At 61.4% G+C, this 12372-nt stretch carries 8 protein-coding genes; 7 read left to right on the top strand and 1 reads right to left on the bottom strand.

Annotation, left to right across the window (positions count from 1 at the left end):
• Positions 1 to 402: 402 nt before the first annotated feature.
• The 7 genes from GO592_RS42035 to GO592_RS42065 all read left to right on the top strand — a co-directional run bounded on the left by GO592_RS42035 (position 403) and on the right by GO592_RS42065 (position 10483).
• Positions 403 to 1371, top strand: coding sequence for a ParA family protein (locus tag GO592_RS42035; protein ID WP_005574273.1), 969 nt, complete (start codon positions 403 to 405; stop codon positions 1369 to 1371).
• 1196 nt (positions 1372 to 2567) lie between these two features.
• The gene (locus GO592_RS42040; RefSeq protein WP_012686736.1) at positions 2568 to 2825 is read left to right on the top strand and encodes a hypothetical protein; all 258 of its coding nucleotides are present in this window, start codon (positions 2568 to 2570) and stop codon (positions 2823 to 2825) included.
• A gap of 191 nt (positions 2826 to 3016) precedes the next feature.
• Positions 3017 to 8392, top strand: coding sequence for a telomere-binding protein (locus tag GO592_RS42045; protein WP_202715264.1), 5376 nt, complete (start codon positions 3017 to 3019; stop codon positions 8390 to 8392).
• The gene (locus tag GO592_RS42050; RefSeq protein ID WP_012686734.1) at positions 8392 to 9123 is read left to right on the top strand and encodes a hypothetical protein; all 732 of its coding nucleotides are present in this window, start codon (positions 8392 to 8394) and stop codon (positions 9121 to 9123) included. Before GO592_RS42045 ends, GO592_RS42050 begins: the two co-directional genes overlap by 1 nt.
• Positions 9124 to 9273: 150 nt before the next feature.
• A complete protein-coding gene (locus GO592_RS42055) occupies positions 9274 to 9759 on the top strand; it encodes a hypothetical protein (protein WP_308821638.1) in 486 nt (161 codons plus the stop codon).
• Entirely contained in the window at positions 9756 to 9917 is a 162-nt protein-coding gene (locus GO592_RS42060) for a hypothetical protein (protein ID WP_158306526.1), read from the top strand. The genes GO592_RS42055 and GO592_RS42060 overlap by 4 nt, the downstream gene beginning before the upstream one ends.
• Positions 9887 to 10483: a hypothetical protein gene (locus GO592_RS42065; protein ID WP_012686732.1), complete on the top strand. Its 597-nt coding sequence runs from the start codon at positions 9887 to 9889 to the stop codon at positions 10481 to 10483. The genes GO592_RS42060 and GO592_RS42065 overlap by 31 nt, the downstream gene beginning before the upstream one ends.
• 87 nt (positions 10484 to 10570) lie before the next feature.
• Here GO592_RS42065 and tnpB read toward each other — a convergent pair whose 3' ends face one another.
• The gene (gene tnpB, locus GO592_RS42070) at positions 10571 to 12175 is read right to left on the bottom strand and encodes an IS607 family element RNA-guided endonuclease TnpB (protein ID WP_012686731.1); all 1605 of its coding nucleotides are present in this window, start codon (positions 12173 to 12175) and stop codon (positions 10571 to 10573) included.
• Positions 12176 to 12372: the final 197 nt, after the last annotated feature.

Below are 12372 nucleotides of genomic sequence, written 5' to 3' on the forward strand. Positions count from 1 at the left end.
CACGCGTGTCTTCCTACGTAAGTCAACGCAGGACAACTAGGTGCTCGTCACGCGTTTAATACCGCCAGAGTTCACGCGTGCCATGCCGCATGTCCTCACGTAGGTTAACCAGCGTGTCGCCATGCGTATGACCACGCCGATTGACCTGCCGAATGACACACTTGATTCCACGCTGGTATTCATGCCGATCACCACGTCTACTATCACGCCAGTTACCAGGCATGATGACCTGCCGAACTACCTGCGTTGCCTCATACGGTTGCGCCCGTTGTATCTCACGCGTTTGCTCACGCAGATCTACCTACGGTCTGCCCCGCGTGGCATACGGCAAGTTGTCCAGGAATCCTGCTAGCTTCACTGGGGAACCACTCGTCACAACCAAAGTCCAATGGGAGAACTGCCATGTCCATGCACGTCGTCGAGACCTCAACTGCAGAGCAGCAGGAACTGCCGGTGTCGTTCGGATTCTTCAACGGCAAGGGGGGAGTGGGAAAGACAAGCTGTGCCGCCAACTGCGGCGGACTCCTTGCCGCCGCCGGATACCGAGTTCTGATCGGTGACTTCGACCCCCAGGGGAACCTGTGCCGCGATCTGGGCTACGACAAGCGTGACGGATCCGAACTGTTCACCGCGCTCCTGCAAGGGTCCGCGCCTCCGATCGTCCACAATGTCGGCGGCCGCGAGAATCTCGATGTGGTGCCGGGTGGTCCCGCGATGTTCGACCTGGCTGCCGTCATGGTTTCCCGCCAGCAGCGTCAGGGTGGTAAGCGGCTCGGACAGCTCGTTCGCGCCATGCTCCTGCAGGTTGCGCATAACTATGACGTGATCATCTTCGACACTCCGCCCGGTGATTTGACCATCATGGAGGCATTGATGGAGGTCGTCCAGGCTGTGGTCATCCCAGTCAGGGCGGACGACGCAAGCCTCGACGGGTTGGAAACAATTGCCGGCCAGTTCTCGGCGACACGCGATGGTGATCCAGACCGTAATCTACCGGCTGTCAACCCACGGCTGCAGTTGGCAGGTATTTGCCTGTTCGGTGTGGGTTCGCGTTCAACCAAGCTCACGGCGAAGATCCGCCAATCCGTCAACGAGATGATCGGGGATGCCGCCCCCATCTTCGAATCCCGGATCCGGACGATGGAATCTACGGCCTACGATGCCCGCCGGGAGGGCTTGCTGGTCCATGAGCTGGAACAGCAGACCGAAGTCGCCAAAGTCGCACGTTTCGCCGCACTGAAGAAGGGCGCCAAACCGACGGATCAGATACTTTCGCGCAATGCGTCCGGGTTGGCCGAGGACTACGCAGAACTGACACGCGAAATCCTCGTTCGTCTGTCGACCATCAGCGAGGAGGTGGCATCGGCATGACCGAAACCAGCACTCCCCGCCGCAAGAGCCTTGCCAGTGCTTTCGCTCCGAAAGGTAACCGAGCGGAGGGTTTAGCCGGCCTCCTTCCGACTGCAGGCAACCCCACCCAGCCTCGGCGCTCTACCCCGATCACCGAGGTAGAACCAGCCGCGGAGGAGTCTCGGCATGTCGAGAAGGCGCCTGCAGCGCAGGAGCCGCCACAAGCTCAGGCCCAACCACCCGCTCCTACCACTACGGCGCCCATTCGCTCCGAGCCGGCTCGTAAACCAGAACCGACCCCACCACCTGCACCCGTCGAAAAGCAGGATCCAATCTATGAGCCTGTCCCGGACCCGACCCCGGTCCTCGACGATGATGTCGAACCTTCGACGGAAACCGGGAAGGTGACCGTGACGGCTTACCTGGATCGCACCACGCGTGATGCACTGCAGAGCCGCGCGGCCGAAAGTAGGTGTGATCACGCTGATGTGGCTATCGAGGCCTTCGATTCTGTTGGGATCGCGGGACTTCGCAGCCTGTTCCAGCCGGTGGCCCGGCGATCCGCAGCCGGGATCCCGATGCATCAGGAGCCATTCGCGGTCAAGGGTCCCGTTGAGACGTGGTTCCGGTTCACGACGGCACAGAGGGACTGGCTTGACGCTCAGGTGAAGGTGGTGGGATCGAAGTCCCGAAGCCGGCTTCTCGCTGGCGTCTTGTCGCTGCATCTTCGGACGGCGTCTCGGTAGTGACGATGGGGTAGGGCGGTGGGGGAGTAGAACCTCGCCGCCCTACCTCTTGATCGCTTCCCGAAAGCTCAGCGGTGGTGCGTGCGAAGGCACTTCAGGTGTCTTTGAACCCACTCCCCACCCCACTCCCCACCCCACTCCCCACCGTAGTGGGGAGTGGATTTTACCGTTTGATCAGGTATTTCTTCCCAATCCCCCCACTCCCCACCGAGTCGCCCCGCAGGTCACACGTAGGGGTTGTTGTTCATCTGAAACCGCGGTCGGGCGAGTTTGGTCAAACAGTCCATGCACCGCGGCATGATGCGGCGACGAAGATTTTGTTTCCCATCTGTCACACAGCGCTGGGTCGAAGGATCTTCCTCAAACCAGAAGCGGATTTTTGGTGAAGGTGAGGGGATGCACGATGAACGGCGACACACCGACAACACGTCATTCAACGTTTCCGAAGCAGTTTCTGTTTAGGCTCTTCGCATGGGACGGCCACACAAGGGAACGCGCAAGTGCATATCAGTTCGTGCACCCCTTCAACAGCACAGCTTCTACGAAGCACGCGCCGAAGAGCTCGGACTCGAGCTCGGCGACTACGCCCTGCTCGTCATGGCCCGTGCGTACAACCTGGATGTCCCCGACTACATCCTCAAGAAGTTGGACCCGGAAAAACTACGGGCGCACGACGAGCGCTATGCGGTCTCCGATTCGTCCGACAACGAACTTTCAATCTCGGCATGACCTGGCCATAGATAGCGAAAGACCCCCACTGCTTGCCGGCCTGCGGGGGTCCTTCGTTCCGTTGATTACGAACTGAGTCCTGGAGGGGACCTGGTTCATAAATACGAGTCCTGGAGGGGACCTGTGCCCATACTAACCCGGGCCGCACCGCGCTTGCCAGATCTCGTGGCGCGTGTGTCTGAGGCGGCTTCGTGACTGCTATCACTGCTGGAACCATTCAGATCGGTCGGATGTCGTCATTCGACCGGGTTCGTGCTGCTGCCGAACGCAATGGCGGGGTCAACGAACGCGGCTCGACCCAACTGATGGCGCGGTGCCCGATCCATGGAGACCGTCACGCGTCGATGTCCGTGACCTGGGTCGATGGGCATAGGGGAGGAATGGTGCTGCTTCACTGCCACGGCTGTGAAGCTCCCGTCTCGGAGATCGCCGAGGGTCTGGGTTTGTCGATGACGGACCTCTTCGACGAACCGCTGCCTGATCGCGATGCGCTTACACGCGTAGGCCGATCTCCCCGACGACGTGGTGCCGGGCGGCGCCGGCCGAAGGGTGGACGACTTCCCGCCCGGATCGCGCTTCCGGACGTGACACCTGATGCTCAACACCGGTGGGATCGAGTCAAGGTCTACTCGTATGTATCTGCAGACGGCACTTTGGTGCAGGAGGTAATCCGCGAGGAATGCACGAGCTGTGAAGCTGGCCGGCACAAGCAGTTCCGACAGATTTTCGTGGATGCCGCAGGGACCCGGCTCAGACGTAAGCCGGAGGGTTTTGAACCGGTCTTGTATCGACTCCCGGAACTGCTGTCAGCAATCTCGAGCCATTCGCCTGTGTGGTTACTCGAGGGGGAGAAGGATGTCGAGACAGCCGAGTCGCTTGGACTGGTTGCCACGACCAATGCTCAAGGCGGACTGAACTTCCCTCTCTCATGTGCTGACCTTTTCGAAGGCGCTGAGGTTCGCATCGTGCTCGATCGCGACTCCGTCGGATGGAAGCGAGGTATCGAACTCGCATCTCTGTTGGGTGGCAGTGGCGCCCAGGTCCAGCTCTTGCTGTCCGCAACGGCGGAACCCAAATCTGATTTTACTGACCACGTCGATGACGGACATTGGTCGACCGACTCGATGTGGGGTGGCCTCATCCCTGTTCGGGCTGGGGAAGTCGCTGCCCACGGCTTCGCTGCCGACGTAATCGAGAAGCAAGCACTAATCGAACTTGCGCTGGCAGAGGCGACCGCCAGAGTTGATCGTGCAAGTGAGCGGGACGGAGACGAAGAGTTCCGACGCGCACAGCGGTGGGCGCTCGAATCGGAGCGACGTTTCGAGGATCTGACTGAACTTCTGGACAAAGTTCGACAGCAGGCCGCGGCTGAAGGCACCGATTGGGCGGGAGAAGCGGTCGAGAATGCCATGACCGCATGGCGTGCCGCGCTCGTTGCAGCTCGGGCCACACACGATGTCGCGCGAGTTCCTGTTCCACCGATTCTGCAAGATCCCGAGCTTGAGCCCGTACCGGGTGCGGTTCAGGACTCGCTCAGCCCCGTTGATTCACAGCGGGTCTGGTCCGACTCGGAGAGTCTGGCTACGCCGCTGAACAGCATCCGGGGGCGCAATGTTATTGCTCCGGTGTATCGGATCATTGATGGGAACTTGGTCGAAATCGTCACGACCAAGAGCGGTGATCAACAGGCGAAACTCGTACTGGACCTCGATGCGCGGATCGTTGAGATGGAGTATCTCGAAGTTGCCGATGCGGGTATCGACGTCGACGAGCCGGAGTTGATGGGTCGAGCAGCGATGGCCGGTCAGAGTGAAGTCAACCCCGCCGCACCTCAAGAACTCACCGCGGTGGTTATCGGCTACACCCATCCGGAGAGCCGAGAGTTTCTGCGGATCCGGATTCCGGCGAAGGAGTACCGGGATTGCGGCTGGGTCGATACCTTGCCGGGTCCGCCTGCCTACGACTCTCGCCCCAGCGGAGTGGCGAAGCTGCGAGATGCACTCAAGGGCGCAGGTGGGCGCGAAATCCGACGGGTGGTGCGATACCGCTCGACAGGGTGGCGCCGCGATGATCAGGGCAAGTGGTTCTTCGTTCATGCTGGGGGAGCCATCGACGAGAATGGCGGACGGGTAGCCCCTGTTCTGCTGACCGGCCCCCTGAAGATGTATGACCTTCCCGCACCGACGCCCGACCCGGTAAGGATCCGAGAAGCATTCCTTCGTCATTCCGGCTCGATGCTCGAACGCACCCCGACGCGAGTTTCGGCCGCTCTACTTGGGCAGGTATTCAGGTCCGCATTGGGTCCGAACCCGTGGGTTCTTACGTTGGTCGGATCGCCTAACAGCTACAAGACCTCACTCGCGTCATTGGCGATGCACCACTGGGGAGAGAAATGGGATCGCCGGCGACCGGCGACATCGATGTCGGGCAACGGCGACACATTGAATGCATTGCGGATCAAGCTTAACGCCGCAAAAGATGCTCTGTACTGGGCGGACGATGTCGCACCAACCCGAGACTTCGGGACTGCGCAGAAGGCGCTCGAAGAGTTCGCTCGCATGGTGCACAACGGTGAGCAACGCTCGAGAAGCACACGTGATGGTCTAGGGGTTCTGGACGGAACCCCGCCCCGCGCGTCTGCTTTGGTCACCTCCGAGATCATGCCGCGGCCAGGATCTGCAGCTCAGCGGATGCTCGTGGTGCCGCTGCAGGCGCGGGAAATCGAACTGAACGTTTTGAAGGAACTCGATACTGCGCATTCCCGTCATGGCCGCGCCTTGTTGATGGCCACGTACCTGCAATGGTTATGCCCTCGGTTGGACATTGTCCGCGCCGAGGCGTTCGCCGAAGGTGAGCGGTATAGCGAGCGTTTGCGCACGAGCGGCGAAAGTGTTCGTCAGGCAGACGCTTTGGGGTCTCTGTGGGCGGGCTGGCATGCGATGTCACGTTTCCTTGTTGATGTAGGGGCGTTAACGGAGAACGAAGTCGCGCAGGTCGGGGACCTGGTCACGATGGGCTTGTCTGATGCCGCTGCTGCGGCGACTGACCCAGATCTGCCAATGCGGACCGGTGCGCGAGTACGGGAGTTGTTGGTACACGCACTGAGAAATGGTCACGCCTACGTGGAGGACGTCGACACCGGGCAAGCTCCATCGGATTGGTCGATGGCGGCATGTCTTGGATGGCGGCGCAGTGTGGTGGGTGAAACATCCGACGGCACCCCTCGATGGCGTGCGGAAGGTCGTGGCGTTCGATTGGGATATGTCGTGGCCAACCCGCGGCCGTGCGATGGTCAACCACAAGTCTTGTTGGACCCGATGGCCCTCGAACAGGTGTTGAAAGCCACTGGTCAGACGATGACCGATACCTTGCAGATCGATCGCGGTACCGCCTTGAGGGCTCTCTATGACGAGGGCGTGCTGATCGCGGAGGAACGGAAAGGCAGAATGCCGCGGTACACGGTGCAGCGGATGGTCAAGTGCGAAAACCGCAGGCAGCGCATGGTTGCACTGCGGCTGCACAAGTTGCTCGGTAGCGATGGTCCGGAAGACCAAGTAACCAACGATGCAGGATCAAGTGACCCGACACTCGGTGGCGATTCCAGCGACTCTTCCACGCCTGTGCCCGGTGGTCCGGCTCTGTTCGATGGTTGGATCGCCGATCTGAACAGTCCAGGGTCCGGCGTAGCTTCGGGTGATTCGTCTAACGAAGTCATGAGCCTGACCAGCTCTCATTCCGAACAGGAGCCTGAGATGGCTATCGAGACCGATGCCGAAGGGCATACCGCTGATGGAGTGCAGATTTCACCGGTTTCCATCTGCGCCCTGTGTGGCGGCGAGGACGCCGGATGGCAGATCGACGGCTTGGTGATGCACCTTCCCTGCTGGTGGCAAAGCACCGCCGCCACCCGATCAGCAGCTGCAGCAACCGGCGACACAGTCGGACAGGTTTCGCCAATGGTGAAGGACGAGCCGGTGGCGGCTCCCGTCGAAACGACGTCTCGTGAGACTGCTGCAGCAACGCCGGCCATCGTCGCGACGGCGGAGACCACGCACCAGCCGACCACGACAACCCCGGCACCGAAACTTGCAGCAGGAGATGCACGGACCACCTTCACCGCACCCGCGGCAGTACTCGACGTCGATGGCGCCTGGCTTCCCGACGGCACCCGTCACGACCTTGCCTCGCAGATCACCCATGTCGGCGATGTCGCGGAGCTCGTAGCGACGTTGAACCTCGGCACGTGGACGTCCGACAAATGGTCGGTGCCTGGGCAGATCTGGATCACCGACGCGATGGCGCAGCACATGGGAATCGACACCAGCAGTCTGGGCAAGCGCAATCGAAACGACAGGCTCAAGGAACTGACCGCACAATCTCCGTTCGTCACAGAGGCTCTCTCCGAGGGCTGGCAGCTCGGCGGCAAGGAGGGGGACCGCCTCGGCACTTGGACGCGAGTGTGGAAAGGTGAAACCCGTGGTGTCTGGGTGACACTGACCTCCGGCATGAGCCAGGACCCCAAGGAGATGCCCATTCTTGGTGACTCGCCGGCACCCGCCACACTGGCGCGACGCCTGTCACTCCTAGCAAATGCTCTGCGTTTCCCCTGGGCTGTGAGCCCGGCATCGACGGGCATCGACCTGATGATCGCCGCCCGGCCGAAGGAATGGAAGCGCGTATTCGCACCCTCCGATGCCGAGTTCGCCAAGAAGTTCCAGATCTTCGAGGCAGATATCGACTGGTCACGGACCTTGTCTGACGACGAAGCGAAGTGCCGTTACGTCCATGCCTTCGACCGCGGCGGTTCGTACGCGGCAGGAATCGCCGGCCTCGAACTTCCGATCGGCGAACCTGCGCATCATTCGAACGGACTACCGTTCGATCGCAAGCTCCCCGGGTACTGGCTCGTGGAGATCCCCGAGTCCGCGGACTGGCGGTTCCCGAATCCTCTCAACCCGATGGGTTTGTCAATTTCCGAGCCGAAGTGGGTGACTACACCCACCCTCGAACGCGCCAGCAGTCTCGGGTACGAACCCGAGATTCTGGAGGCCTACGTGTGGCCTGATCACGGACGGGTCCTCGTCCCGTGGTACGAACGGATCCGGGATGCGCGCATCGCCTTGGACATCAAGGACGATCTCGACGCGCAGTTGGCTCGCGAACAGAACAAAGTCATCTATACGCACACGATCGGCATTCTCAATTCCGATCTGCACTTGGCAGGACGCCCAGGATATTCACCAGAGCGTCACCACCACATCGTCGCCAAGTCGCGGGCCAACATCATGTACCGGATAGCTCAGATCGGCGAAGACACCGGACAATGGCCCGTCGCAGTCACCAAAGACACCGTGCTCTACGTGTCGGATGAATCCGATCCCAAGCTGGCGTGGCCTGGAGGACCGAAGCAATTCGGACGTGGTTTCGGCCAGTACAAGCCGGAAGGATCCGCACTCCTCGCCGAACATCAGCAGTACCTGGACGGCAAGGGCTACCGGGGCAAGTCGGATCTGATCGCACCGGCTGAGTGGATGTCCGCCGGTATCAGCGCGGAAAGTGACTCGTGATGGCACGGAAGCCCCTCAGCCGCACTGCCTATTCGCGGATCGCCGACAGTCTGGCGGACTACGGCTCTGTGGTGGACAACCAGATCAATGTCGTAAGAGCCGCCAAGGAACTCCGTGTAACCCAGACAGCGGTGCGTGAAGTGCTGCGCGCTGAGCGCGGAAAGATGCAATCGGAATTCTTCGGCAAGCTGACCGGACGCCGAGGCTCCGACACTTCCGGTCGACCTGGATCCGCCAACCTCAAGGCTCAGCTACTTGCCGCTTACGGGCCCGGCAAACGGAGCGAAATCAACACTGCCGCCGCAGCACGCGATCTTGGGGTCTCTCGACGCACCGTGGAACGCTGGTTGGCCCCGGAAGGTCGGCAGCGAATCGCCAAACCACGAGCTGAGACCCTCAAAGCCCTAGCCCACAAGGCCAAACGAGCGGCCTCTACGCAGAGCGCACGTCGCGCGGCGATGTCGACTATGCGAAGCAGCAAACAAGGTAAGGCGTTGGCCAAGTACGGCGGCAAGATCAGGATCGATGCTGTTCAGGGTCCGGGACCGCGGGAGTATGCCCGGGATCGGTTGATCACCTTGGCGCTGACGCCTGACCAGGTCGAGGCGATGTGGAGTGCGTATGAACGCGGTGGCGACAAGGGAATGACCGACTGGATGAACACGCGAGCGCAGGACTACGTCGGTGGGTGGGAGTTCTTTCAAATTAACAGCTTCGACGTGGAACGGTAAGTTGTGGTCGTCCATCGAGGGCCTCGCTGGACGCGCAAACGTCTCGAGGCGATGCTCCGGACCTGTTACGGCGAAACTGCACGTGGAAGTGTTGACGTGCAGGCGGTCGCGGACGCTATGCATGTCTCGTCGCGCACCGTTAGGCGATGGTTGGCCGGCTCCAACCGCCGGTTGGCGGCCGTCCCACATCGTCGACTCGAGCAGCTGCGTCTGCCAGCCGCCGAGTCTGAGTTGCGGGGCCGGCAGCAGACCGACTACGCCCGCGAGGCGATCGCCCAGATCGCTCTCCCGAAGGACAAAGGAATTTTGCCTGTTTGGCGTGAGCGGGGTTGGCTCGAACCACACGTCGTGGCGATTCTTGACATCACTGGCAAGCCCTGGAAGCAGATTGTGATCAGCAACGGTTCGGCCCGCTCGATGAGTGAGTTCCGACGCCGCGGCTCCATCGTCGATGTCACGACGGTGCCGACGCGTTTCCATGGTGTCGTGCTTGCTCAGGAAGTGCTCGATGAGATCGAGCCGTGGAGGTTGCACCCGCTACCGGAGTTGCTTCCTCATGGTCGTACGCATGTGTGGTCGAACGACGCGCCGGCAGTCGATCTGTCGGTGTTAGCTGTGTCGAAGGAGTTGAGATGACAAACGAGAAGGAGATGAACATGGACAACGAAGCTAGCTCTGTCGAGAAACGAGCCAAGGCGCTGCTTTCGGAGTTCGTGCTCGATGACAACGCCGAGGGGGCGCACCGTCGTAAGGTCGATCTTTCGTGGTCATCGTCGGGCCGCTCACTGCCGTGATCGATTCGGTGGGGCCGCACCCATGGTTGCGCGTGAAAGATCCGCAGCCGTTGCCCGAGGCATCGAAGCCAGCACTCTTGGCGCGTCAGCTGCGTGAGCTGGACGAGAACAGCCTCGGCCGGCTGATACGCGATCACCTTGTGCCGCTCAGTTCGGACCGCAGTTACCGCACGCGGTGGAACGGATTCTGGTCATCTCTCGGGTTCGACCCGGTGCTGCGTGACCGCGCGACGAGGATCATCAATGGATTTCTCGATCTTGCTGAGGGAGCGCTCGAAGCCAACGATCAGGATGACAATCAAACTAAGCGCACCGAGAAGTTCTTCGATCGGTGTGAGGGTGCGCTCGATCGGATCCTGAAGCGCGAGGACGAACCGCTCGCCTGGGCGGGTGCGGCAGCAATGACGTTCAATCCGCCGGCTCGGGCAGTGATTGACCAGCTCGTGTCTGCAATCGAGAAGCACCGAAGCGATCTGGACAACGAAGCGCTGTGGGCGACACTCGACAGCGTCCGGAAGCAGTCCTTGGGCGGATCTGGACCGCGGAAACGCCGATCTCAGCGTTGAGGGGATAGTCACTCGGTTACAGCGTCAGTCAGTCGCTGAATACCAAACGTCCCCGGCACCCGGGTGTGCCGGGGACGTTTTCGCTGTTCAGGTAGTGTTTTTTCCTACACAAGTGGGTAGATTCGGTGTTGTCCTGCTGACGGGGACGACGGGACGGGGGGACGGGGGCGGACTGACCATCTGCCGTTCACGCTGAGTGTTTTTTTGTGTACTCGGCATGAGTGGCCGGGTTGCTCCGGCCACGTTCACCACTGGTGTGTGGTGTTCCCGCAGCGATACCGTCTGCCCGCTGGTGGCGGGTCTTATGGTTGGTTTCTGTCGGGCTGCTTTTACGTCTCGTCCGCAACTCGCCGGAGACGTGCCATCCTCAACGGACACCGCGAGTGCAGCGAGGTTCAGGGCAGCGTTGTGATCACGATCGCCGCGGTAACCGCAGTGGTCGCAGACGAACACCCGAACATTAAGGGGCAGTTTGGTTTTCACTGCCTGACAGTTCGAGCAGGTCTTACTCGACGGATACCACCGGTCCGCCACATGCAGACCGGTGCCAGTCCAATCGGTCTTGTAAGTCAACTGCCGTCGAATTTCGGCGAGAGCCGCATCACCGATCGCGCGATTCAACCCACGCTTGTAGGCGCCACCGGATCGGCTCATTCCGGAGACATTGAGGTCTTCGACGACGACGGTGTCGTAGACGCGGACGAGTTGGGTGGTGAGTTTGTGAAGGTGGTCGCGGCGACTGTTGGCGACCCTGGCATGTATCCGCTGAATCTGGTCCTGCGTGCGGAGCCACCGATTCGAGGGCTGCTGGCGGGTACGGCGGTCCGGGCCGGTGCGGCGAGCTCCTCGGCGTTGCAGGCGCCGCAGCTTCTTCGCCTGCTTGCGAGCGTGTTTCGGGTTCTCGATCAGTTCACCGGTCGAGAGAACCGCGAGGTGCTTGACCCCCACATCGACCCCGACCACCGATCGCGGACCGGTCGTGGTGGGCGGGAGGGCTCGTGCAGGGAGAAGCGTCTCGACGGAGAACGACACCTGCCAGCGACCCCGCCGGAACGACACAGTCGCCGACCGGATCCGGGCCGTCCCGGCAATGGTTTTACGCGCCAGCTTGCGGGTCGACTCGGCAGTGCGCACCACCCCGATCCGGGGAAGTTGGACATGGCGGCGATCCCCGTCGGTGGTGACCAAGCCGATACAGCCGGTCGTGAACCGGCACGAGGATGCAGCACGTTTGCTCTTGAATCGAGGAAACCTCATCGTCCCCGCACGTTTCCCTGAACGCGCCGCTGACCAGTTCGACAAGGCATTTGCGCAGTTCGCGATCCCGGAACTGTACGCCTCTTTCGAATTCGCCGACCACCACACCTGCCCGGTCTCGGGGTTGACCGCGACGTCGTCCTTGACGGTGTTCCAGTGTTTGCGCAGGCTGTACGCGGACCACGACATCGACGGGGTCAATCCCGCATCCGGAACACCGTAGGATCGTTCCGCGGTCCGTTGATCGAGGTTCGACTTGACCTGCGACAGCGCCCAGTTGTAGGCGAAACGCTGTGCCCCACAATTCGAACGCAACGCCTCGACCTGCCCCGGGGTGGGATCGAGAACGTACACGAACGCCCGGATCACCACCCGAGACGGATCCGGCGCAGCGATGTCGGCAGTGGGATCAGCAAGTGCAGCAGTGGCCGTCATGGGCGGTCCGGCGCGGCGGTCACGGCAGCGGCGTCACTGCGACGGGCACTGCGCTGCCCGTACAGGCGGGCACACCGCAACGTCATCACCTCGGTCATCTCACACACCAGATCATCAGCCTGAATCGCCCCGGGTCTGTCGGAGGCTCTCAAACCTGTGAAGGATGGAGAGCATGGCAGCACCACGGAAGTACAGCG

Source organism: Rhodococcus sp. 21391, assembly GCF_016772255.1.
GTDB classification, from domain to species: Bacteria; Actinomycetota; Actinomycetes; order Mycobacteriales; family Mycobacteriaceae; genus Rhodococcus_F; species Rhodococcus_F opacus.

Coding starts and splice junctions, on each gene's coding strand:
- GO592_RS42060 (WP_158306526.1), top strand. CDS start 9,756: ATGACAAACGAGAAGGAGATGAACATGGACAACGAAGCTAGCTCTGTC.
- GO592_RS42040 (WP_012686736.1), top strand. CDS start 2,568: ATGGGACGGCCACACAAGGGAACGCGCAAGTGCATATCAGTTCGTGCA.
- GO592_RS42035 (WP_005574273.1), top strand. CDS start 403: ATGTCCATGCACGTCGTCGAGACCTCAACTGCAGAGCAGCAGGAACTG.
- GO592_RS42050 (WP_012686734.1), top strand. CDS start 8,392: ATGGCACGGAAGCCCCTCAGCCGCACTGCCTATTCGCGGATCGCCGAC.
- tnpB (WP_012686731.1), bottom strand. CDS start 12,175: ATGACGGCCACTGCTGCACTTGCTGATCCCACTGCCGACATCGCTGCG.